The organism is Bradyrhizobium sp. (assembly GCF_004799445.1).
In the GTDB taxonomy this organism is placed as follows: Bacteria; Pseudomonadota; Alphaproteobacteria; order Rhizobiales; family Xanthobacteraceae; genus Bradyrhizobium.
Genome location: NZ_SSNA01000179.1, coordinates 1 through 20,728, shown reverse-complemented (window position 1 = coordinate 20,728; position 20,728 = coordinate 1). Strand labels below are relative to the sequence as shown.

Annotated in this window: 23 protein-coding genes and 1 tRNA gene; 13 read left to right on the top strand and 11 right to left on the bottom strand. The window is 62.7% G+C overall.

What is annotated here, in order from left to right:
- Positions 1-114: 114 nt before the first annotated feature.
- Positions 115-561 (top strand): hypothetical protein, encoded by a 447-nt coding sequence (locus tag E8A46_RS23265; protein ID WP_291566274.1) that lies wholly within the window; start codon positions 115-117, stop codon positions 559-561.
- Between the two features lie 5 nt (positions 562-566).
- Here E8A46_RS23265 and E8A46_RS23260 read toward each other — a convergent pair whose 3' ends face one another.
- Complete coding sequence (locus tag E8A46_RS23260; protein ID WP_291566272.1) at positions 567-1,475, bottom strand: PhzF family phenazine biosynthesis protein; 909 nt, start codon at positions 1,473-1,475, stop codon at positions 567-569.
- 97 nt (positions 1,476-1,572) lie between these two features.
- On the opposite strand from E8A46_RS23260, the gene E8A46_RS23255 reads away from it, so the two are divergent.
- Complete coding sequence (locus E8A46_RS23255; protein WP_291566270.1) at positions 1,573-2,460, top strand: DMT family transporter; 888 nt, start codon at positions 1,573-1,575, stop codon at positions 2,458-2,460.
- A 51-nt stretch (positions 2,461-2,511) separates the two neighbouring features.
- Here E8A46_RS23255 and E8A46_RS23250 read toward each other — a convergent pair whose 3' ends face one another.
- Both E8A46_RS23250 and E8A46_RS23245 read right to left on the bottom strand, forming a co-directional pair.
- A complete protein-coding gene (locus tag E8A46_RS23250; RefSeq protein WP_291566268.1) occupies positions 2,512-2,769 on the bottom strand; it encodes a hypothetical protein in 258 nt (85 codons plus the stop codon).
- A gap of 75 nt (positions 2,770-2,844) precedes the next feature.
- Positions 2,845-4,302: a deoxyribodipyrimidine photo-lyase gene (locus tag E8A46_RS23245; protein ID WP_291566266.1), complete on the bottom strand. Its 1,458-nt coding sequence runs from the start codon at positions 4,300-4,302 to the stop codon at positions 2,845-2,847.
- Between the two features lie 117 nt (positions 4,303-4,419).
- On the opposite strand from E8A46_RS23245, the gene E8A46_RS23240 reads away from it, so the two are divergent.
- On the top strand, positions 4,420-4,821 hold the full coding sequence (locus tag E8A46_RS23240) for a DUF2177 family protein (RefSeq protein WP_291566264.1): 402 nt from the start codon (positions 4,420-4,422) through the stop codon (positions 4,819-4,821).
- A gap of 71 nt (positions 4,822-4,892) precedes the next feature.
- On the opposite strand, the gene E8A46_RS23235 is transcribed toward E8A46_RS23240, so the two are convergent.
- Entirely contained in the window at positions 4,893-5,552 is a 660-nt protein-coding gene (locus E8A46_RS23235) for a peroxiredoxin (protein WP_291566263.1), read from the bottom strand.
- 378 nt (positions 5,553-5,930) lie between these two features.
- Here E8A46_RS23235 and E8A46_RS23230 point away from each other — a divergent pair, with 378 nt between their 5' ends.
- Entirely contained in the window at positions 5,931-6,509 is a 579-nt protein-coding gene (locus E8A46_RS23230; RefSeq protein WP_291566260.1) for a hypothetical protein, read from the top strand.
- A gap of 37 nt (positions 6,510-6,546) precedes the next feature.
- On the opposite strand, the gene E8A46_RS23225 is transcribed toward E8A46_RS23230, so the two are convergent.
- Together E8A46_RS23225 and E8A46_RS23220 are read right to left on the bottom strand one after the other, a co-directional pair.
- The gene (locus E8A46_RS23225) at positions 6,547-8,394 is read right to left on the bottom strand and encodes an alkaline phosphatase family protein (RefSeq protein ID WP_291566259.1); all 1,848 of its coding nucleotides are present in this window, start codon (positions 8,392-8,394) and stop codon (positions 6,547-6,549) included.
- A gap of 75 nt (positions 8,395-8,469) precedes the next feature.
- The gene (locus tag E8A46_RS23220) at positions 8,470-9,222 is read right to left on the bottom strand and encodes a thermonuclease family protein (RefSeq protein WP_291566258.1); all 753 of its coding nucleotides are present in this window, start codon (positions 9,220-9,222) and stop codon (positions 8,470-8,472) included.
- A 264-nt stretch (positions 9,223-9,486) separates the two neighbouring features.
- Between E8A46_RS23220 and E8A46_RS23215 the strand changes: the two genes are divergently transcribed.
- Entirely contained in the window at positions 9,487-11,502 is a 2,016-nt protein-coding gene (locus tag E8A46_RS23215) for an acetyl/propionyl/methylcrotonyl-CoA carboxylase subunit alpha (RefSeq protein WP_291566256.1), read from the top strand.
- A 37-nt stretch (positions 11,503-11,539) separates the two neighbouring features.
- Here the strand turns inward: E8A46_RS23215 and E8A46_RS23210 are convergent, their stop codons facing one another.
- Positions 11,540-12,229, bottom strand: a complete 690-nt coding sequence (locus E8A46_RS23210) for a DsbA family protein (RefSeq protein ID WP_291566254.1) — start codon at positions 12,227-12,229, stop codon at positions 11,540-11,542.
- Positions 12,230-12,455: 226 nt separating this feature from the next.
- On the opposite strand from E8A46_RS23210, the gene E8A46_RS23205 reads away from it, so the two are divergent.
- The 3 genes from E8A46_RS23205 to E8A46_RS23195 are packed head-to-tail and all read left to right on the top strand — an operon-like array spanning position 12,456 to position 14,502.
- The gene (locus E8A46_RS23205; protein WP_291566252.1) at positions 12,456-13,322 is read left to right on the top strand and encodes an isocitrate lyase/PEP mutase family protein; all 867 of its coding nucleotides are present in this window, start codon (positions 12,456-12,458) and stop codon (positions 13,320-13,322) included.
- Entirely contained in the window at positions 13,323-13,622 is a 300-nt protein-coding gene (locus E8A46_RS23200) for an acylphosphatase (RefSeq protein ID WP_291566250.1), read from the top strand.
- Between the two features lie 25 nt (positions 13,623-13,647).
- A complete protein-coding gene (locus E8A46_RS23195) occupies positions 13,648-14,502 on the top strand; it encodes a class II aldolase/adducin family protein (protein WP_291566248.1) in 855 nt (284 codons plus the stop codon).
- Positions 14,503-14,612: 110 nt separating this feature from the next.
- Here the strand turns inward: E8A46_RS23195 and lipB are convergent, their stop codons facing one another.
- Complete coding sequence (gene lipB / locus E8A46_RS23190; protein WP_291566246.1) at positions 14,613-15,338, bottom strand: lipoyl(octanoyl) transferase LipB; 726 nt, start codon at positions 15,336-15,338, stop codon at positions 14,613-14,615.
- A 68-nt stretch (positions 15,339-15,406) separates the two neighbouring features.
- On the opposite strand from lipB, the gene E8A46_RS23185 reads away from it, so the two are divergent.
- The 3 genes from E8A46_RS23185 to E8A46_RS23175 all read left to right on the top strand — a co-directional run bounded on the left by E8A46_RS23185 (position 15,407) and on the right by E8A46_RS23175 (position 16,477).
- Entirely contained in the window at positions 15,407-15,649 is a 243-nt protein-coding gene (locus tag E8A46_RS23185) for a FliM/FliN family flagellar motor switch protein (RefSeq protein ID WP_291566244.1), read from the top strand.
- A gap of 130 nt (positions 15,650-15,779) precedes the next feature.
- Positions 15,780-15,864, top strand: a tRNA-Leu gene (locus tag E8A46_RS23180).
- Between the two features lie 238 nt (positions 15,865-16,102).
- The gene (locus E8A46_RS23175; protein WP_291566242.1) at positions 16,103-16,477 is read left to right on the top strand and encodes a hypothetical protein; all 375 of its coding nucleotides are present in this window, start codon (positions 16,103-16,105) and stop codon (positions 16,475-16,477) included.
- A gap of 4 nt (positions 16,478-16,481) precedes the next feature.
- On the opposite strand, the gene E8A46_RS23170 is transcribed toward E8A46_RS23175, so the two are convergent.
- Both E8A46_RS23170 and E8A46_RS23165 read right to left on the bottom strand, forming a co-directional pair.
- Entirely contained in the window at positions 16,482-17,861 is a 1,380-nt protein-coding gene (locus E8A46_RS23170; RefSeq protein WP_291566240.1) for a polysaccharide deacetylase family protein, read from the bottom strand.
- Between the two features lie 98 nt (positions 17,862-17,959).
- Positions 17,960-18,706 (bottom strand): polysaccharide deacetylase family protein, encoded by a 747-nt coding sequence (locus E8A46_RS23165; protein WP_291566238.1) that lies wholly within the window; start codon positions 18,704-18,706, stop codon positions 17,960-17,962.
- A 291-nt stretch (positions 18,707-18,997) separates the two neighbouring features.
- Here E8A46_RS23165 and E8A46_RS23160 point away from each other — a divergent pair, with 291 nt between their 5' ends.
- Together E8A46_RS23160 and E8A46_RS23155 are read left to right on the top strand one after the other, a co-directional pair.
- A complete protein-coding gene (locus E8A46_RS23160; RefSeq protein WP_291566235.1) occupies positions 18,998-19,342 on the top strand; it encodes a helix-turn-helix domain-containing protein in 345 nt (114 codons plus the stop codon).
- Between the two features lie 154 nt (positions 19,343-19,496).
- The gene (locus E8A46_RS23155) at positions 19,497-20,315 is read left to right on the top strand and encodes an aldo/keto reductase (protein WP_291566233.1); all 819 of its coding nucleotides are present in this window, start codon (positions 19,497-19,499) and stop codon (positions 20,313-20,315) included.
- Between the two features lie 36 nt (positions 20,316-20,351).
- Here the strand turns inward: E8A46_RS23155 and E8A46_RS23150 are convergent.
- Positions 20,352-20,728, bottom strand: a 377-nt coding sequence (locus E8A46_RS23150; RefSeq protein WP_291566231.1) for a DUF599 domain-containing protein, incomplete at its 5' end; no start/stop codon positions are given.

Genomic DNA, 20,728 nt, shown 5'->3' with positions numbered 1-20,728 from the left:
TTCCCTCCGCGTGCTTAACGAAATTCCAACACAGTCTGGCCAGAGTTGCGCCGTCTGGTCCGCATATTGACCGATTTTTCGTCCTGACAGGCTTCCGGCTACCGATCGCCCCCCATGCGCATCACGTTGTTGTCCCTGCTGTTCGTCTCGTGTCTGGCCGCAGGCCCGGCTCGCGCCGACCTGCATATCACCCGGGACCACGGCGGGTATGTCGAGGAATACAAGGCCAGGTACGCGCGCATCCGCGACCACAGGGAGCGCGTCATCATCGACGGCATCTGCAATTCGGCCTGCACGCTGGTGTTCGGCATCGTGCCCTTGAACAAAATCTGCGTGACGCCGCGCGCCAGCCTAGGCTTCCACCAGGCCTATTACGACAAGGCCTTCACCTTCGGCATCAAGGTCACCTCTTCCGAGGGGACCTCAGACCTGATGTCCTATTATCCGGATACGGTGAAGGACTGGATCCGCCGCAACGGCGGGCTCACCACCGAGATGAAGAAGATCAAGAACGGCGAGGAGCTCTGGAAGATCGTCGACCCCTGTCCGGAAGAGTGGTGATGCGCTCACACCAGCTCGATGGTTCCTGACATCACCGGCATGCAGCGGCCACCAATATAGGTCGCGGTCACCGTACCGTTCTGCTTTTCGGCCTCCGCCTCCAGAAGGCTCGGCCGTCCCATCTCGACACCTTGCGCGATGGTTTTTGAAAGCCGCAAATCCGGATCCGGCCGCAGTTTTGCCAACAGTCCGATCAGGGCGACATTGGCGCTGCCGGTCGCAGGGTCTTCGGGAATTCCGTGATGGGGAGCAAACATCCGCGCCCTTATGTCGATGCCGCCTTCCTCTACCTGCGTGTAGATCAGAAGGCTCGTCGCGGGCTGCTTCGAGATCTCACGCATGAAGACATCGGAACGCGCCGCCGCCGCCGCGAGCCTCGCGCGATCTTTCAGTTCGGCCAGGATAAACGGCGCGCCGCAGGAGGCGATAAGAGGAGGATGATTTCTGGTTTCGACGTCGTCGACCGCCAGGGAGCAGGCCGAGGCAACCAACTCGACCGGAATTTCCACGCCGAGGGTCAGCAATTGGGGAGAGGCGAGCCGCGCCCCTGTAACCGCCGCGCCATCCCTGAGCAGTGAGATCGGGACAATGCCGGCCTTTTCCTCGAACAGGACGCGGTCGCCGCCGACGCTGCGGCCGTAGCTCGTTCCGGCCCGGGCGAGCGCGAAGGCGGTGCCGACATTGGGATGGCCGGCAAACGGCATTTCAGCGCGCGGCGTGAAGATTCTCACCTCGGCGGTATGCGCCGGGTTTTTCGGTGGCAGCACGAACGTGGTTTCCGCCAGATTGAATTCGGCGGCGATGGCCTGCATGTGTCCGTCCGACAACCCTTGCGCGTTGAGGACAACGCCAAGCGGGTTGCCGGCAAACTGCGTGCCGGTGAAGACATCGACGGTGACGAAGTTGAGCTTCATATCCTCGTTCTCGGCTTTCGTTATGCGATAGGTGGCGGGCGGCCCAGTGCGTTTCTCGATTGCCGGATAGCATATGTTCAGGCAATCAAGGCCGCAAATGAGCAAAGACTTCGAAAATTTGGCCGCGCGCGCGGCGCCGGCGATTTTTGTCGTGCTCTGGAGTACCGGCTTCGTCGTTACGAAATATGCGTTGAATAACGCCGAGCCGCTGACCTACCTCGCCATCCGCATGGCGGTGGTGGTGGCGATGATGGCGGTCATTGTGGCCGTCGCGCGGCCGCCATGGCCCGATCGCGTTGGCATCGCCCATAGCGTGGTTTCGGGAATCCTGGTGCACGGATTTTATCTTGGCGGGACCGCGGTCGCGATCGCGCATTCGATTCCCGCCGGGCTCTCGGCACTGATTCCGGGTCTGCAGCCGATCCTGACCTCGACGCTGGCCAACCGCTGGCTCGGCGAACGCGTCACACCGCTGCAATGGACCGGGCTGTTGCTAGGGCTCGCCGGGGTGGTGCTGATCCTCCACGATCGTCCGATGAGCGGGGAGGCCGGCTGGGGCTGGCTGGCCTCCGGCGTTTCGCTGGTCAGCATCACCTTGGGCACACTCTACCAGCGGCGCTATTGCGGCAAAATCGACTGGCGCGCCGGCAACCTCGTGCAATACGCCGCGGTGATGATTTTTTTCGCCGCTGCGGCGGGGATGTTCGAGACCAATGTGGTGCACTGGACCGGCGAGTTCGTGCTGTCGGTGGCCTGGCTCGCGGTCGTGCTCTCGATCGGATCGATCGGGCTGTTGTACTGGCTGATCCGCCGTTCGGCGGCCACCTCGGTGGCCAGTCTGTTTTACCTGGTGCCGGCGGTGACCGCCGTGATGGCCTTTGTGCTGTTCGGCGAGCGGCTCGATGCGGTTGCGATACTGGGCATGATCGCCTGCGCCGCCGCGGTGTTTCTGGTCAACCGGCGCGCGCGAGGACGGGACGGCTAAATCCCCAAAAAAAGCCTCCGGCTCTGGTCCGGAGGCTTTGCGCGGAAAGCTTCAGCGCTTCGACTTCTTGGTCTTCTTTTTCTTTTTGGCGGCTTTCTTGCCAACCTTTTTGGCTGATTTCTTTGCCGAAGATTTCTTGCCAGCCTTTTTTGCCTTCTTGGCCTTCTTGGATTTTTTTGCTGCTTTCTTTTTCGGCGCTACCTTCTTTGCGGTTTTCTTCTTCGCCTTCTTGACCGCCGCTTTCGGCGGCTCGGCGGGGCTCGTCATTGGCTCGGTCGTCGGTTCAAGAACGGGTTTCTCGTCGTCCATATCATCCCCCAGGGTTTATCTAAGCGGTAACGATAGCGGGATTCTGAGAGCTGTCAAAGCGACGACGGTGTGCGCTCAACTCGCGCGGACCTTCGCGTAGGCCTTGAGCGCGCGCTCGCGCCCCTCGCGGTGATCGATGATCGGCTCCGGATAGGTCTTGCCGAGATCCACGCCGGCGCCTTGAAGCTCGATCGGTGCCGCACTCCATGGCCGGTGGATAAGGCTTGTCGGCAGTTGCGCGAGTTCCGGCACCCAGCGCCTGACGTAAGTGCCGTCCGGATCGAACTTCTCGCCCTGCAGGACAGGATTGAAGACGCGGAAATAGGGTGCGGCATCGGCGCCGGAGCCTGCGACCCACTGCCAGTTGGCGGGATTGCTGCCGGCATCGGCGTCCACCAGCGTGTCCCAAAACCACTTTTCGCCCTCGCGCCAGTCGATCAGCAGATGCTTGACCAGGAATGACGCGGCTACCATCCGCACCCGGTTATGCATGACGCCGGTATGCCACAACTCGCGCATCCCGGCATCGACGATGGGGTATCCGGTTCGCCCGCGCTGCCAGGCGGCAAGCGCCACATCGTCATGCTTCCACGGGAAAGCGTCGAACGAAGGCTGCAGATTGCGCGTTGCCAGGTCCGGCACGTCAAACAGCAGATGGCGGCAGAATTCGCGCCAGCCCAACTCGCTGAGGAACTTTTCGGTGTCGCCCGACAGGGCAGGGCGCTCGGCCATCGCAAAACGCGCGGCGTGCCAGACCTGACATGGGCTGGTCTCGCCATAACGCAGGTGCGGCGAGAGTCCGGAGGTGCCGTCGCGATCGGGCCGGTCCCGCCTGCCGGCATAGCCAGCCAAACCATCCCGCAGAAATCCCTCCAGCCGCTGCCTCCCGGCTAACTCGCCCGGTGTCCAGCTATCGCGCAGCCCGCCGGCCCAATCCGGCCGCGTCGGCTCAAGCTGCCAGCTTTCGACCGTATCGCTCGCAAGGTTTGGCCCGGGACGCAGCGAGTCCGGCGCAGGCAGAGGTCTCGGTGGATCGCCCAGAGCCTGCACCCGTCGCCAGAACGGCGTAAATACCCGCAGGCCCCGGCCTTCCTTGTTACGGATATCGGCCGGAGCTGCCAGAAGGTCGCCGGGAAAGCTTTGCGGGGTGACGCCAATCTGCTTCAGCGCCGCGGCGACCTCGTTGGCCGCGGCTCGATGCGGTGCCTGCGCAATCTCGTTCCAGAACACCGCGCCGGAACCGGTCGCACGCGCCACCTCGGCGATGATCCTTGCCGCGGAACCCCCGCGCAGCACCAGCGGCGCGCCGACGGCCTTGAGGCGTTTTTGCAAGGCCCGCAGCGATTGCGCCAACCACCAGCGCGCCGCGCCGCCAAGCGGGCGCACCTGCGCCATGCGGCTGGGCTCATCAAACACGTAAAGACAGATCACCGGCCGGCCCGTGGCGGCGGCGGCGTGCAAGGCCGGATGGTCGGAAAGGCGGAGATCATCGCGAAACCAGACGATGCAGGGTGGGGCGGACTGGCTGGCCATCAGGCGCTCAACTCAAAAAGGCGACGCCTCATATCCGCGCCGGAAGGAATATTGAAACCGGGCCCCGAGTGATGCGTACTACATGATGGGCAGGCGCAAAAAGCGCTGGAGGGAATTTTGAACCGGTACGTTGTGCTTTATCTCGCGACGCTGATCGTCCTCATCCCGATCGATTTTCTGTTTCTGGGGCTGGTCGCCAAGGGCTTCTTCACCGCGCAGGTCGGCGACATGCTGGGCGAGATCAGGGTCGCGCCGGCGATCCTGTTCTATCTGCTTTATGCGGTCGGCATACTGATTTTTGTGAACGGGCCGGTCGGTGCGACCTGGCAATCGGCGCTACTTTACGGCGCACTGTTCGGATTATTTTGCTACGCGACCTTCGAACTCACCTCGTTGTCGCTGCTGCGGCACTGGACCTGGCCGGTAGCCGTGGTCGATATTTCCTGGGGCATCGTTGTGACCGCGCTATCGTCGACCGCGGGCCTCTTGATCGCCAACCGGATCGCGCCGAGGATCTAGCTGCCGTGCACGAGCGACAACGAAAAAAGGGACGCCGATAGCGTCCCTTTTTGTCTTATCACGTCCGGCCGTCACTTCGGCTGTGGCACGATCCGCAGATACGGCTTCGGCGCCTTCCAGCCCGCCGGATAGATGGTCTTGGCCTCGTCGTCGGAGACCGAGCCCGCGATGATCACGTCGTCGCCCTGTTTCCAGTCGGCGGGTGTCGCCACGCGATGCTTGGCGGTCATCTGCAGCGAATCGATCACGCGCAATATCTCCTGGAAATTGCGCCCCGTCGTCATCGGATAGACCAGCACCAGTTTTATCTTCTTGTCCGGCCCGATGATGAAGACATTGCGGACGGTCTGGTTGTCGGCCGCGGTCCGCTTGGACGGGTCGCCCGAGATTGCGGCCGGCAGCATGTCGTAGAGCTTCGACACGTTGTAGTCGGTGTCGCCGATCATCGGATAATTCGGCGCCGCGCCCTGCGTCTCCCGAATATCCTCCGACCACTTGGCGTGCTTGTCGACGGGATCGACGGAAAGCCCCATCAGCTTGACGCCGCGCTTGTCGAACTCCGGCTTCAGCCGGGCCAGCGCGCCGAGCTCGGTGGTGCAGACCGGCGTAAAATCCTTGGGATGCGAGAACAGAAGCGCCCAGCTGTTGCCGATCCAGTCATGGAATTTGATCTTGCCCTCGGTGGTTTCAGCCTCGAAATCCGGGGCCATTGCGCCAATCTGGAGTGCCATATCGCGACCTCATGCCATTCAAGTTACAGGTGAATCTTAATGTTTCAATATAAAGGCGGGAATTGCCGAACGGAATGACCGTCGCAAAAAGGGTAGATATTTCTCACGTCGAGGGAACTCCTAGCACCTTTTTTTGACCTGCGCCTGTGCGGCGAAACAAACCCGTTCGCCATATAAGCTCCGACCGCCCCGATATTGCCTTTTATGGCGCCCAACACGCCCGGCTTGCTTGCGATCTCTTGAACCGTGACCGATGTCACAGCGACAAATCCGCAACCATGTAAAAGTCTCGCGAACCAAGCTTCGAATCGTTAACCACTCGTTAACGCCTGCAGGCAAAGGTTCGCCCAGAACAAAAAATGAGAAGAGAAACTACCAATGTCCGCCCCCTTAGCGTCCGCCGCCGAAGCCACATCCGCCCTCGAGCCTTCTGACATTTCCTGCCGGAACACCTCTGCTCTTGCCCTGGCCGTCGTGCGCGACGGCGTGATTACCGGTGAAGGGCCCACCACCAGGGGCCGTGTTCATTTCTCCCGCGCGCTGGACGCCGATGACGCCGCCTGGTGCGCCCGCATCCTGACAGCGACTGCGGTCGAGCATCAGCCGGTCAGCCGGGCCGAGGCCGAAGCGCTGTTTGAGATCGACGATGCCGCCGCCGAACGCAGCGACAATGGACGTTTCGACGACCTGCTGGCCAAGGCGGTGGTGCATCACGCGGCATCCGAGTCCGGCCTGCCGGTGCCACCGCGCACCGTCGCGCTGTCGCCGGAAACATCAATCGAAAGCTGGGCGCCCACGAAGGCGGTCAATGTCGATACCGAAGTGCTGGAGTGGATCGCAAGCCAGATGCGCGGCAAGCGCCGCGGCAACCGTACCCTGATGACGCTAGTGGCTACTGTCGTCGGCGCGACGCTGCCGTTTACCCAGCTGCCGAACGTCTTCGACATCGGTATGTGAATTCAGCCCAAACGACTGGCGGGCTTGCAACGGCGGGTTACTTCCCAGCCGTTTGTTTGCCGGCGTCAGCATCAAGCCCGACGGTCCGGCCCGGAAAACCGGCCACGTCGAAATAGCGCTGCGATAACACGCGCTGGAATTTCAGCACCGTCCGCAGGCCGTTCGCCGCAGGCTGGGAAACGATGGTTCCGTCGGCGGCCCCGGGGATGACCCCGTTCGGCAAGGCCTCCGACATCACCCGGCCCGTCAATCCGCCGGCGCCAGCCGGGCGCAACCCCAGCAGTTGGGTGATGGTCATGCCGATATCCGCATTGCTGACCGGCAACGGATCGGTATAGCCGGCTTTGAAATCCGGTCCGATCGCCGCCATGAAATTCAAGGTGTCGCCGCGGCCGAAACTGCCGTGCATGCCCTGGCCCTGGCGCAGCACGGTATCGGCGACCTCGACCGAGCAATTGGTAGGCACGTCGCATCCCTCCACATAGGAACGGAAATTGACCACGATCGACGGGCTAGGGGTTACCGCCGAGCCCTTGAGGCCGACCTGCGACATCGGCAGCGTGCCGGGAAAGCGCCCGAGCTTATCGTCCACGAACAGTCCGCTGACGTAATCCTGCTCCAGCAACGCTTTGATGGCGCGCTGGGCCAGCTTCTTGTCCCGGTTCGGCAAATAGAGCAGGTCCGATCCGCCATTGGTGGCTACCACCAGGTCGGGTTTGGCTGGGTCCTGTCCCAAAAGGCCGTTTCCGGCCTTGGGATGGGCGGTCCCGGCCACCCGTGCGTTCTTGTCGTTGGGATCGAACAGCGGCAGATCGAGCGCCCTGGCCAGATCGATGGCCAGAAAGCCCATCGGCAGGAAATCCGTCGGTGTATCGTCATAACTGATCTTCGCCGCGGGACTGGTCTTGCTCTGCTTTGAGATCGTCGAGAAACCGTGATCGGAAGCGATGATGATGTTGGTACTGGCAGCGAGGCTGAGATCGTCGAGCGCCTTGCGCAGCTGCGCCAGATTGTTGTCGGCATTTTTGATGCCGGCCAGCGAGGTGGGGCCGTTGATGCCGGGTGTCACGGTGTTGAGGCTGTCGCCATTGTTGTGCTGGCTGCCGTCGGGATCGCGCGACCAGAACACCAGCACGAATGGCTTGTTGCGCGCCTTGAACATCGGCAGCACGACCCGGGCGGCGACATCGGCGAAATAAGCCTGCTGCGCAGTGTTCGCCACAACGGTGCCGGGCGTCCTGGCGTCGCCGGCCTTGCCGTTGTCGCCGCGGGCGGACGTTGCGAGCGGAAGACCGGCTTTGGCCAGCGCCGCTTTCGTTTCGTCGGAAAGCGGAACGCCGTTCTTGCCGCCGGTGGCGTCGTCGATCACGATTGAATGCAAGCCATCGGCGCCGGTCTTGTCGGTGTGATCGAAAATCAGGGTGGGACCGAGCTTGCCGAGTGCGGCCGTGCTGAAACCTTTGGCGCGCGCCATCTTGAGGATGGTTTCCGCGTTCAGGTAATCGCCGCCGAAATGCTCGTCGGCGTCGAGGATCACCGGATCGACCTCGAGAAACGGCGTGACGGTCCCGTCCGCAGGCGCAACGGGATAACCGGTATAGATCGTGTTCGAGAAGTCGCCGGTATCGCCGAGGTAGTGACCGGTGGCCATCGCCGACGCGTTGGCGGTGGTAAAGGTCGGAAACAGCGAATGGGAGTTCCTGAAATTGACGCCGGTGTCGCGGACCGCGGCCATCGCAGGCGCCGTCTCGGTCGTCACGATCCGCCCGCGCAATCCGTCCGGGACGAACAGGATGACGTTATGCGGCGTGCCGTTTTGCGCAAATGCCGTGCCGGCGGACGCCAATATCAGGCCGAGAGACAACGTGACGACGAAGCGGCGCATGAAAATCTCCTCCAGGACGCGGACTTGCGGCATATTGCCGTCGCCTCTTTCTAGTTCTGCGGTGTGATGGAATTGCTACGTGCGTTGGCGGACCATGGGCCGACAATTATAGGCTTTGCGAAATCCGGCGGCCTTCGCATCATCCTCGGAACAGAACCAGCGATCGGGCTTCGTGAGCGCCGGATAACTGCGACACGCCTGCAGGTGATAAATGCCCACATTGCCGGTGACGCGCGCGCGCAAGGCAATTTTGCCCTTGATGCTGCAACCTGGCGGCATCGCGGGATATTCGGGAAACAGCACCTCGCGGATTTCGCGATCCTTGTCGGCCCGGCATGACCCTCCCAGCAGGGCGCCGTCCTTTTTTCCACCGCGGAATTCCTGCGGCGCGGCAAAGCAGCCCTTCCAAAGCCCTCGGCGGTTGTCTTTCGCGCCGGCTTCGTCCTCCCTGAATCGCCCTTTTGCGGAGGGCTCGAAATTCAGGGCAAAGCCCTGGCGGACAAGGAGCTGGTTCAGGCTTAGGGTTTCGCCTTCGACGGTGCAAACACCGATATGCCGGTTCTTGGCGGTGGCGTCAGCGCCGAGATCGTCACAATGCACCTCGCGCCCGGCGATCAGGCTGGCCAGTTGATCGCGCGCTTCAACGCCGCAAGTCCAGCTGTCGGCGTGATCATCGATGCACAGCTGGTCAAATGCCGGCGCGTCGATGCCGTCAAGCCGGTAGGTTGCATCGGTGAGCTCGATGGTGCCGCCGTCCCTGACAATCGGGCTGGCGGCGAAGCTTTGGCTGGCTGCGAAAATCAACAGTATCAGGATAAACCAACGCATCAATCGTCAGGCTCTTGCGGTGAGGGAACACGATAACTGCATTCTAGGGTACGGGTGAAGGTCGGACCAAACCGCATTTAGCGGGGCTTGCGGGGCAAGCCCCGGCAGGGGGCCAGCGCATGGCAGCTGCTGGAGAATCGGTTTTCGGGCATATCTGTCGTTGCCTCGCTCTGGTTTTGCTGTACGACGGAATTGTTACGTCCGTCCCCGCGTGCCAGATTGCGGGGGGCGGTCCCGCCCCAGAGGTTGCAAGTAAGCCAGCATATGTTCAAACGAATTCTGATCGCAAATCGCGGCGAGATCGCCTGCCGGGTCATCAAAACTGCCCGCCGCATGGGGATTGAGACTGTCGCGGTCTATTCCGAAGCCGACCGCGACGCCCTTCACGTCGAAATGGCCGACCAGGCGGTCCTGATTGGACCGCCGGCGGCCGCTGAAAGCTATCTTTTGATCGACAAGATCGTCGAGGCTTGCCGCAAGACCGGCGCAGAAGCCGTGCATCCCGGTTACGGATTCCTTTCCGAACGCGAGGCCTTTCCGCGCGAGCTTGCCAAGGCCGGCATCGTCTTCATCGGCCCCAATCCCGGCGCGATCGCCGCGATGGGCGACAAGATCGAGTCGAAGAAAGCCGCGGCGAAGGCCGATGTGTCGACCGTGCCGGGGCATCTCGGCGTGATCGAGGACGAGAGGCACGCCGTGAAGATCGCGGACGCGATCGGCTATCCCGTCATGATCAAGGCTTCCGCCGGCGGCGGCGGCAAGGGAATGCGGATCGCGCGTTCGACTTCCGAGGTCGCCGAAGGATTTGGTCTCGCCAGGGCCGAAGCCAAGGCATCGTTCGGCGACGACCGGATCTTCATCGAAAAATTCATCGTCGATCCCCGCCACATCGAGATTCAGGTACTCGGCGACAAGCACGGCAATGTGATCCATCTCGGCGAGCGCGAATGTTCCATCCAGCGCCGCAATCAGAAGGTGATCGAGGAAGCGCCGTCGCCGCTGCTCGACGAGACTACCCGCCGCAGGATGGGCGAGCAGGCGGTCGCGCTGGCGAAGGCGGTGAACTACGATTCCGCCGGCACCGTCGAATTCGTCGCCGGCCAGGACAAGAGCTTCTACTTCCTGGAGATGAACACGCGGCTGCAGGTCGAGCATCCCGTGACCGAATTGATCACCGGCATCGATTTGGTCGAGCAGATGATCCGGGTTGCGGCCGGCGAGAAGCTCGCGCTTTCGCAAAAGGACGTGCAGCTGACCGGATGGGCGGTCGAGTCGCGGGTCTATGCCGAGGATCCGTTCCGCAATTTCCTGCCTTCGATCGGGCGGCTGGTCAAATATCGTCCGCCGGCCGAGAGCAGCGTCGATGGGATTACGGTGCGCAACGACACCGGCGTGCAGGAAGGCGGCGAGATCTCGATCTATTACGATCCGATGATCGCCAAGCTCGTCACCCACGCGCCATCGCGCGCCGCGGCGATCGAGGCGCAGTCGATCGCGCTGGATTCCTTCTACATCGACGGCATTCGCCACAACATTCCGTTCCTGTCGGCGCTGATGAATCACCCGCGCTGGCGTGAGGGCAAGCTCTCCACCGGCTTCATAGCGGAGGAGTTTCCGAGGGGATTTGCGGTTCGTGTGCCGGAGGGCGAGGTTGCGCGCCGGCTGGCGGCGGTCGCTGCCGCGGTCGACCATGTGCTCGGGGAACGCAAGCGGCAGATCTCCGGCCAGATGATCAGCCGGCCCGTGCAGCGCGAACGCCGCCGCGCGGTATGGCTCGATCGCGACGAAATCGCGCTCGATATCGCGCGCGAGGCCGAAGGTCTGGCGGTGCGCTTTGTCGACCCCGGTGGGGCGCTCGGCCAACCGCACCACCTGGTTTCGCCCTGGACGCCGGGCACTCCCGTCTGGCAGGGCACGGTCGACGGCCAATTGGTCGCGATGCAGGTGCGGCCTGTTCCCAACGGCTTCCGGCTCGCGCATCAGGGATATGAGGTCTCGGTCAAGGTCTTCACCGAGTCCGAGGCGACGGCCGCCCGGCTAATGCCGGTGACCACCGCGGCCGATACCGGAAAGAAATTGCTGTGCCCGATGCCCGGGCTGGTGGTGTCGATTGCGGTCGCCGAGGGCCAGGAGGTCAAGGCCGGCGAAACGCTGGCCGTGGTGGAAGCGATGAAGATGCAGAACGTGCTGCGCGCCGAACGCGACGGCACGGTGAAGAAGATTCACGCGACCGCGGGCGCCACGCTGGCTGTCGACGCGCTCATTCTCGAATTCGCATAGGGCGAGTTCCGTTGCCATTTCCGACCTGCGTTGGGGGTCAGCACCAACTGGCTTCCTCAATCTGAGGCGCCCGCAAGAGCTCTTGAATATTCGCTTCGATCAAACGGAATCCGATATTGCCGTAGAGCTTCTGGCGTCCCTCGTTCAGCACGAAACTTGGACTGCCTTCTATCCGCATTTTGTCGGCATCTTGATAGTCGGCATCCAGGCGGGCGAATGCACTACCATTGTGCATGCATTTTTCGATCGCGCCAATATCGACACCGAAAGATTCGGCTATCTCGCATTGAACGTCCCAGTTCGCAATGTCTCCGCAGTCTCGAAAAAATGCACAGCGGAAAGCCCAAAGCACCTGATCGAAAATGCTCTCTGAAGGCCGATTTCGTGCCGTCCCGGAATCGTGTTCCCACTGCTGAAGCGCTTTCATGAACAAATGTGGGCTAGTCGATGTCGCGGGGCGCGTTTTCAACCAAACCTCTGGATGAAGTTCGATATGCGGAAACCGCGCCGCCACCTGCCGCAAATGCGCGTTGAACCCGTCATATTCGCCTTTGCCTTTCCAGGTCGTGGATATCTTGCGGGCGGTATCGCCGAACACCGAGCAGAACTGATGCTTTATCCGAACGGCATCGCCGAATTTTTCTCTGACTGCGCCCACGCGAGCCTGCGAAACATATGCCCAGACGCACAAGACATCAGAGAAATATGTAACCTCGACCACGCCCATCCTGCGTTCTCCAAAGTCGGTTGAGGGGTGAGCTGCACTATGCGCCTCGACCTCGCTTCATCGCAACCGGCCCGGGGTCTGCAAATTTTGTTACCAATCCAGGGCCAGGGGAGTGTTGGAGGGTTCATACCCCTCGTCGTGTTGCTCTGATCGCGCCGTCCAGATAAACGCAATATGAGCACGCGCTTTGGCGGGCATTCCGCGCAAGCTACCAAAGGAATTTGCGATGACCTTTCGAAAGCGCCGCGATGCCCTGCGTTCGATCCTGTCTGGACCCTCATGCGTGCGTCCGGGTTCGGTCTATGACGCGATTTCGATCCGAATTGCCGAGGATCTCGGCTTCGAACTCGGCATGTTCGGGGGATCAGCGGCTTCACTTGCGGTGCTCGGAGATCCCGATATCGCACTGATCACACTCTCCGAACTCGCCGAGCAGATGCGCCGGATATCGCGCGCGTCGGCATTGCCGGTGCTGGTCGATGCCGATCACGGCTACGGCAATGCGCTGAACGTCCGCCGCACGGTCGAGGAACTGGAGACGGCCGGCGCCGCCGGCCTCACCATCGAGGACACCCTGTTGCCGCAGGCCTATGGCGAGGCGAACACCCAGCTGATCTCGCTGGAGGAAGGCGTCGGCAAGATGAAGGCTGCGCTGGATGCGCGCGGCGATGCCTCGCTCGTGATCGTCGGGCGCACCGGCGCGGCATCGATCACCTCGCTCGATGACGCGATCGCGCGCGCCAGGGCCTATGAGGCCACCGGCGTCGACGCCCTGTTCTTCACCGGCCTCAAAACGCGAGCGGAACTGGCGGCGATCGTGAAGGCGACAACGCTGCCGATCGTGCTCGGCGGCGCGCCCGACGCCATGTCCGATCCGGCCTATCTCAGGGACCAAAGGGTGCGGGTCGGGTTGCAGGGCCACGCCCCGTTCGCGGCGGCGACGCATGCGGTCTATGAGACGCTTAAAGCGTTGCGTGAGGGATTGCCGCCGAAGGCCTTGAAGGGGCTTGCGTCGGCCCAATTGACCGGGCGGATCACGCGTGAGGCGGAGGTGAAGGCCCGCAGCAGTGAATTTCTGGGGCTTACGAAATAGATGAGCGACGCAATCCGTCGGGTGACGATCCGGGGCAGGGTGCAAGGCGTCGGCTATCGGGCCTGGGTCGAACATCAGGCGCGGGTGCGGGGGCTGGAGGGCTGGGTGCGCAACAGAAGAGATGGCAGCGTCGAGGCGCTGTTGGCGGGGCCGCCGGCAATCGTGGCCGATACGGTGGCGTCGTGCCGGCGTGGGCCATCCTCGGCGCGGGTCGACGATGTCACGGAGGAACCCGCCGACGTCGATGCCTTGGGCTTGCGGCGGCAAGGCGAACGGTTTTCGGTGCTGCAAACAACATAAAATCAACGATTCATGGGAGGCGAGGATGACGGCGACATTCAGAACGATTGGGATCATGAGCTTTGGCGCGAGCTATCGGCTCGCGCGCCTCGCTGCCGTGCTGGCGGCCGCGTTACTGGCCGGTTTGGCGCAGACGTCGGCGCAAACTCCGTCCACCGCGGTTGCAGGCGTCGACGCCGCCTTGCTTGAGGACATGGTGATTGGCAGCCGCGTGCTCGCCGATTTCGGCGTGCTCGACGGTTTCGGTCACGTCAGCGCGCGTCACCCCACTAACCCCACCCACTTTCTGATGGCACGCTCGCTCGCGCCGGCGCTCGTCACCGCCGACGACATCATGGAGTTCGATCTCGACGGCAATGCCGTGGACGCCCGCGGCCGGACCGTATTTCTGGAACGCTTCATTCACGGCGAAATCTACAAGGCGCGGCCGGACGTGATGTCGGTGGTTCACACCCATTCACCCGGTGTCATTCCCTTCTCTGTGACCAAGGTGCCGTTGCGGGCGATGTTTCACAACCCGTCCTTCCTGGGGGTCGGCGTGCCGGTCTGGGATATTCGAAAGGATTTTGGCGATACCGACATGCTGGTCAGTAACCCCGTGCTCGGCAAATCGCTGGCCCAGACGCTCGGCGACAAGCCGGTGGTCTTGATGCGCGGTCACGGTGACGTGGCCGTCGGTCCATCCGTCAAGATGGCCGTGTTTCGCGCCTATTATACCGACGTCAACGCCAAGTTGCAGTCGCAGGCTATCGCGCTCGGAGGCGAGGTCACCTATCTGACGCCGGGTGAGGGCGAGAAAGGCGACAAGATCAATTTCATCGTGATCGACCGCATCTGGAACCTGTGGAGGATGCGCATCCTGCCCACGCTTGCGAAATAGGACGCTGCGAGCCTTCAAGCAGCAAGGCGTTGCAGCGGGAACCGCGGGTTTTGAGGGCAAAAGTCTGCCCCGGACGTGATCCGGGGCGGCACCAGCCAGCGTGAGAAAATCTAGATCGCTTCCGGCAGGCGCTGTTTCACGGCGCCGAACACCTCCTCGAAGGCCTGCTTGAGCGCGACGTCGAGATCCGCTGTGGTCAGGGTATGGCCGAGATCGGCGAGGCTGGTGACGCCATAGCGCGGGTCGGCCACGCCGCAGGGGACGATGGCCGCAAAATGGGTCAGATCGGGCTCCACGTTGATCGATATGCCGTGGAACGAGACCCAGCGCCGCAACCGCACGCCAATGGCCGCGATCTTGTCCTCGAAGCCGGCTCCCTTGTCCGGCCGGGCCACCCAGACGCCGACGCGATCCTCGCGGCGTTCGCCCCGCACGTTGAACGCCGCCAGCGTCCGGATGATCCACTGCTCGAGCCCCGCCACATAGGCCCGTACATCCGGCCGGCGCCGCTTCAGGTCGAGCATGACATAGGCCACCCGCTGGCCGGGGCCGTGATAGGTGAGCTGTCCGCCGCGCCCGCTATCGAACATCGGAAAGCGGGGATCAAGCAGGTCGGCGGCCTTGCCACTGGTCCCGGAGGTGTAGAGCGAGGGGTGCTCCAACAGCCAGACCAGCTCTGGCGCCCGGTGTGCCGCGATCTCCGCGACCCGCCCCTCCATGGCTGCGATGGCCTCCAGATAGGGCACCGGCGCGTCCGATACCCGCCACTCCGGCGCACCGGTCTCGGCGGTGCGCGCGAATGCCGTCAAATCAAGGCTTTGGCGATCATTAACCATTGGCTAACCATAACGTGGTGATCTCTAACCACGCAATTTTGCGTTTGTCAGTTCGGGTAGCTTCCCCAGTGCCAACCCTCGATAAAGTCAGCGTCGACCTCATGGTGGTCCTCGGGACCACGACGATGCCGATTCATCAGGTAATGCGCCTGAGCCGGGGCGCCATCATCGAACTCGACGCCACCGAGGCGGACGAGGTCAAGATCCTCGCCAATACCCTGCCCATCGCCAGCGGCGTGGTGCTTGTCGATCGCAACCGGATCGCCGTCGAAGTCAAGCAAATGCTGCCGAAATCGCCGGGCACCCGCTGAAGGAGCGGCCGCCATCCGAGGCCGGCCGTATCTGGATCAGCGCGCCGGCAGGCCTTGTCCCCCCATCCCTGATTTGTTACATCGGCGCCGTTGATCCGGTGCGGCGCAAGTCCCGTGCCGATCTCTCTAAGCGCTCGTGGCGGAATTGGTAGACGCGCTGCCTTGAGGTGGCAGTGAGTAAAATCGTGGGGGTTCGAGTCCCTCCGAGCGCACCAGAAATTGCAGGATGCCGTGCCGACCCGAAGCCGGGTGATGCGGGCGTTGAGACCTCTGCCGGTATCGTGCAATTTCCGCAGGCCCCAATCGGTATTCGATGCGAGCATGGGTAGCATCGCTGTAGCGACGCAGACGTATAGACCGGTGTGGAACCAGGCGGCGATTGCGGTTCGACGAACCGCCTTCGATTAGTGCTCGATCCAGATTGCCAAGTTTACCGTGGAGGGGAACACGCGCATGAGATTTCTGAGCTACGCCTACCGGTTTCTCTCCAATTTCATTTTTCTGGCACTGGTCTACTACAGTCTCAATTTCCTGGAGAAATATAACCAGCGCGCGGTCGTGGCGATACTGGTGCTGGTCTATGCCGCGATGCGCGCGGCGTCGGCGCTGCGTTCGTTCTACTTCTTTCAGCGCATCGAGCGGCTCGAGGGTGAGGCGCGGCGTATGGCGGCGTCGGCCGGAGAGGGGCCCGCCGCATCGGCCACCCGCAAGCAGATCATCAACGAGGTTGGGGGATTGCGTCACGCCGGCGAAATGAAGGCCTATATCGACCTGCTGTTTCTCGGCCTGATTGTCCTGTTGTGCGTTTCAAAGATCGTGACGAATTGAGCCGTCAAACGTTTCTTTTTTTGATCTGGACCAGACGTTTCAGCGGCCCCCGATGGGTAGCTGCCGCGGCCGGGGTAGTTGCGTGACCTGCAACTTTGGGTGTGCCGTGTCGCCGGCTGCGTTCCAGGCCGTGTGCGAGACGACGCTTCCCGCGGGTTACGCGCCGCGAATCGGCGGTGTCGGCCGAAACCGGCTTGCTGGCTTGATGCCCGCCCGGTCCGGCTTGCTCGGCGTGATGCAAGGATGGAGTGACGCTGTGCAGGGCCACGCGCAGCCCCTCCGGCATTTCGAAAATGCTCTGCGCCGGCGCCGGCAAGGCAGCGGCGGTATTCTCCGGCGGCAGCTCGGATAACCGGGGCCAGGGCGCTTCCCGCGGCAGCGGAACGCCCGGCGCGGGCCACCCTGTGCGATCGAACGGTTCGACCAGCGCGATCGGCTCTACGCCCGGCCAGGCGAAATCCGACACCGAGGGGGCGGGGAGCGTGCTTGTATCGGCAAAAACGAAGTTGGGGATCTTTGGCCAGTGCGCGATCGCGTCGGGCGCCGGATGCAACCGCCATTGCTCCGGCTCGGTCGGGGTCGCTGGCCGCTCAGGTGTTGCCGGCACCACATGGACGATGCGATAGCCGCGCGCCTTCAGCTCGTTCAATATCCGCGGCAATGCCGCGACAGTTCGCGCCTGGATGTCGTGGAGCAACAGAATGCCTTTTCCCTTGGCCTCGAGCCGGCTCATCGCGAGGTCGTAGACACGCGAGGACGGAACATGCCGCCAGTCGTCCGCCGGAAAATCGGCGCTCCAGATCTGAATGCCCTGCGCGCCCAGATAGTCCTCGACGGCGTCGGCGCGCGCCAATCCGGGGATCCGAAAGAATGGGGCAAGCGCGGTGTCAGCGTCGTCCCCAAGGGCCGCCTTCACCGAGGCAATCCCCTCGTCGATCTCCTGCCTGGCGCGTTCGATCGACATGCGGTTCATGCTGAGCGGATGATCCTCCGTGTGGGTGCCGATGGTATGGCCGGCGTCGCGGAGCTTGCGGACGCCTTCCGGGGAGGCCTGGGCCATTCGCCCGATCTCGAAGAAGGTTGCCTTCACGCATTGCGAGGCGAGGATATCCAGAATCCGATTGCTGTTGCGCGGCAGCGGTCCGTCGTCGAACGTCAGCACCACCTCATGATCTGCAAGCGGCAGCGTTTCCCGATATTGCATGGTGCCGAGCAGGCGATGCTCCCGGGGATCGACGACAAGGGTGCGCGAGGTGCCGAGCGCGTCGGGGTGGCCAGGGCAGTCCGCGGCCAATGCGGCCGGCGCGACAATGCAGCCGATTAGCCCCCAGATCAGCGCTGTCCATGGCCTTGTCCGAACGCCACCCGACACACCACCGCTCATGAAGCCAATACCGTCATGCATTTCCAAAGGGGCCGATCATTACATACCGCGACATGAATGCAGCCTTAATTGTCTGGCCTTCACAGGTGGTTTCGGGATCAGTGGGCGCCGTCAGCGCCGGGTGAAACCGGCGTCACGGTGACCACGTGATAGTCGTTATCCCTCAGATAGCGCAAGAAGGCCGGCAGCATGGCTGCGGTTTGGGCTTTTGGGTCGTGGAACAGGATGATTCCCTTGCGGGCGGCCTTGAGCCTGTCGGTGATCAGCTTCAGTTCCTGCTTCGGCGTCATGGGATTCCAGTCGCTTGCCCAGAAATCGGCGCCGAACACCACGATTCCGCGCGATTGCAGAAGATCAAGGGTCGCCGGCGTCGACTCAAAACCGGGAAAGCGAAAAAACGGCGTGCCGGGGGTGGTGGTCGCTACCCCGTGCAGCGCCATCTCGACCGCCGAAATGCCGTGGTCGATTTCCTCTGTCGCCTCGCTTGGCTTGATCCGCGTCAGGCTGCGGTGCGACCAGGTGTGATGGCCGATGGTGTGGCCCTCGGCCGCGATCTTGCGCACCAGGTCCGGGTGCTCCGAGGCGGGTTTTCCGATCAGAAAGAAGGTTGCCCGGACACATTCATGCGCCAGCGCCGCCAGCACCCGCGCGGTCGTGCGCGGCCAGGGCCCGTCATCGAAGGTCAGCACGACCTCGTGATCCCCGAGTGGCAGTGTTTGTGGAAAGCTTTTCAGCCCGACCCGCGGGGTGGTGGTGGCCTCGATGCGGAGAACGCGCGAGGTTCCGAGCGTCCCCTGGTGCGGACAGTCCGCCGCCTGCGCCGCCGCGATCCAGGCCATTGCCATAACAACGCTCGCGACTGGCACATTCATGAGGATCCGAGCCCGCTGTGGCCCCGAATATCGGTCATCGCCAGATGCCGCCCGTCGATGTGCCTCATGCGACAGCTCAGACGAGTGTGGGCCATTCTGTCAATCAGCAACACGCCGCGCATGTCCCGGGACATCGGCGTGGCATCGGCCGGGGTCCGGTATCGTTAATCAGACCTTAACGCACGTCGCCGACTATTTGGAGGCGCGATCAGCGACAGTGATTCCGGCTTTAGGTCCTGAATGCATTTTGAAATCGGGTGGAACATGCGGCGCCTGCGACTGAAAGCGGACGGACGGATCGTCGAATTGCGCGACGGGCGGGAATTTCCGCTTGCTCCGGCAATGCCTCTGGCTGTGCCGGCGACGATTTCCGCGCCGGGGGCAATGCCGGTTGCGTCTGGACAAGCGGCGACAGCTCCGGCCGTGCGCGACCTGCGCCGCCGCGCGCGCCTGACCCAGCTGGAATTCGCAAGCCGGCTCGGCGTTCCCGTCGAGACCATCCGCAACTGGGAGCAGGGCAAGCGCCTGCCGCGCGGGCCTGCGCGTGCGCTTCTGGCCGTGATCGCCCACGCCCCGGAGACGGTGTTTTCCGCGTTGGCCAAGACTTGACTGAATAAGAAGGCTTGACTGAGTAAGAAAGCCTGATTGAAGACCTGATTGACAAAGACCTGATCGCAAAACCCGTACAAATCGTACGCAGACCTTGTTGGCAGCGCCACGCCGGCGAGACATAATAGGCTCCTATTTTGCCCGAGTTCCCGTGATGCAATTTGTCGAGGCCAATGGCGCCCGGATTCCAGCGATCGGGCTAGGCACCTGGGAGTTGCGCGGGCGCAGCTGCGCGCGCCTGGTCGAGCAAGCGCTAAGGCTCGGCTATCGCCACATCGACACCGCCCAGGTCTATGAGAACGAACGCGAGGTCGGCGAGGGCCTGCGCGCATCGGGGGTCAGGCGCGACGATGTGTTCGTGACGACCAAAATCTGGACCACCCATTTCGCGCCGAATGATCTTGAACGATCGACCAAGGAAAGCCTGGCCAAGCTGCGGCTTTCCGAAGTGGATCTGTTGCTGCTGCATTGGCCAAACCCACAGGTGCCGCTGGCGGAGACGCTGGGCGCCCTGGCGCGAGTGAAACAGCTCGGCATGAGCAGGCACATCGGGGTCTCGAACTTCACCGTGGCGTTGATCGAAGAGGCGATAGCCGTCTGCCCGGAACCTTTGGCGTGCGATCAGGTCGAATATCATCCCTATCTCGACCAGACCAAAGTGCTGGAAGCCTGCGCCCGCCACGGCATGGCCGTGGTCGCCTATAGCCCGATAGCGAGGGGCCGTATCAAGAACGACCAGACGCTGGCGCAGATCGGGCAAGCCCACGGCAAGAGCGCCGCGCAAGTTTGCCTGCGCTGGCTGGTGCAACAGAATGTTCCGGCGATACCGCGGACCTCCAAGATCGAACGGCTGTCCGAAAACATCGACATCTTCGACTTCGCGCTCTCGGAACAGGAGATGGGCCAGATCTCCCAGATGGGAGGCGCCAAGGTCCGGCTCACCGATTTCGGTTTCGCCCCGAAATGGGATTGAGGGGTTGAAGCGCGATCGGTTCCGGTTGAATCAGAACTAGCTCTCCATCGCACGCCAGGCGTTCGAGGCGAATTGCCGGCGCCAGGTGACGATCACCACGGCAGCTGTCGTTGCGAACAGCACCCAGGGACTGACGAACCAGCCGAGATAGCCGAGCGCAAAGAAGAATGCGCGCTGCCCGCGATTGAAATGCCGGCCGGCCGCCTCGAACAATCTTGTCGTCCGGATGACATGGGCTTCGGCTTCCGGTGTATCGCTCTGTTTGGCCGGCGGCATCGAGCCGAGCAGGATCGCGACATAGTTGAACAGCCGGTAGGCCCAGGCAAATTTGAAGAAGGCATAGATGAAGATCAGGATCAGCCCGACGCATTTGATTTCCCAGAGCGCGGGCGAAGGGCTGAGATCGACCGGTA

What these genes read in the sequence shown, in the direction of transcription:
- E8A46_RS23260 (WP_291566272.1), bottom strand. Translation starts at nt 1,475, where the DNA reads ATGAAGCTCAACTTCGTCACCGTCGATGTCTTCACCGGCACGCAGTTT.
- E8A46_RS23160 (WP_291566235.1), top strand. Translation starts at nt 18,998, where the DNA reads ATGCGGCGCCTGCGACTGAAAGCGGACGGACGGATCGTCGAATTGCGC.
- E8A46_RS23225 (WP_291566259.1), bottom strand. Translation starts at nt 8,394, where the DNA reads ATGCGCCGCTTCGTCGTCACGTTGTCTCTCGGCCTGATATTGGCGTCC.
- E8A46_RS23175 (WP_291566242.1), top strand. Translation starts at nt 16,103, where the DNA reads ATGAGATTTCTGAGCTACGCCTACCGGTTTCTCTCCAATTTCATTTTT.
- lipB (WP_291566246.1), bottom strand. Translation starts at nt 15,338, where the DNA reads ATGGTTAATGATCGCCAAAGCCTTGATTTGACGGCATTCGCGCGCACC.
- E8A46_RS23255 (WP_291566270.1), top strand. Translation starts at nt 1,573, where the DNA reads ATGAGCAAAGACTTCGAAAATTTGGCCGCGCGCGCGGCGCCGGCGATT.
- E8A46_RS23170 (WP_291566240.1), bottom strand. Translation starts at nt 17,861, where the DNA reads ATGAGCGGTGGTGTGTCGGGTGGCGTTCGGACAAGGCCATGGACAGCG.
- E8A46_RS23215 (WP_291566256.1), top strand. Translation starts at nt 9,487, where the DNA reads ATGTTCAAACGAATTCTGATCGCAAATCGCGGCGAGATCGCCTGCCGG.
- E8A46_RS23195 (WP_291566248.1), top strand. Translation starts at nt 13,648, where the DNA reads ATGACGGCGACATTCAGAACGATTGGGATCATGAGCTTTGGCGCGAGC.
- E8A46_RS23210 (WP_291566254.1), bottom strand. Translation starts at nt 12,229, where the DNA reads ATGGGCGTGGTCGAGGTTACATATTTCTCTGATGTCTTGTGCGTCTGG.
- E8A46_RS23165 (WP_291566238.1), bottom strand. Translation starts at nt 18,706, where the DNA reads ATGGCAATGGCCTGGATCGCGGCGGCGCAGGCGGCGGACTGTCCGCAC.
- E8A46_RS23230 (WP_291566260.1), top strand. Translation starts at nt 5,931, where the DNA reads ATGTCCGCCCCCTTAGCGTCCGCCGCCGAAGCCACATCCGCCCTCGAG.
- E8A46_RS23205 (WP_291566252.1), top strand. Translation starts at nt 12,456, where the DNA reads ATGACCTTTCGAAAGCGCCGCGATGCCCTGCGTTCGATCCTGTCTGGA.
- E8A46_RS23220 (WP_291566258.1), bottom strand. Translation starts at nt 9,222, where the DNA reads ATGCGTTGGTTTATCCTGATACTGTTGATTTTCGCAGCCAGCCAAAGC.
- E8A46_RS23235 (WP_291566263.1), bottom strand. Translation starts at nt 5,552, where the DNA reads ATGGCACTCCAGATTGGCGCAATGGCCCCGGATTTCGAGGCTGAAACC.
- E8A46_RS23200 (WP_291566250.1), top strand. Translation starts at nt 13,323, where the DNA reads ATGAGCGACGCAATCCGTCGGGTGACGATCCGGGGCAGGGTGCAAGGC.
- E8A46_RS23155 (WP_291566233.1), top strand. Translation starts at nt 19,497, where the DNA reads ATGCAATTTGTCGAGGCCAATGGCGCCCGGATTCCAGCGATCGGGCTA.
- E8A46_RS23245 (WP_291566266.1), bottom strand. Translation starts at nt 4,302, where the DNA reads ATGGCCAGCCAGTCCGCCCCACCCTGCATCGTCTGGTTTCGCGATGAT.
- E8A46_RS23250 (WP_291566268.1), bottom strand. Translation starts at nt 2,769, where the DNA reads ATGGACGACGAGAAACCCGTTCTTGAACCGACGACCGAGCCAATGACG.
- E8A46_RS23265 (WP_291566274.1), top strand. Translation starts at nt 115, where the DNA reads ATGCGCATCACGTTGTTGTCCCTGCTGTTCGTCTCGTGTCTGGCCGCA.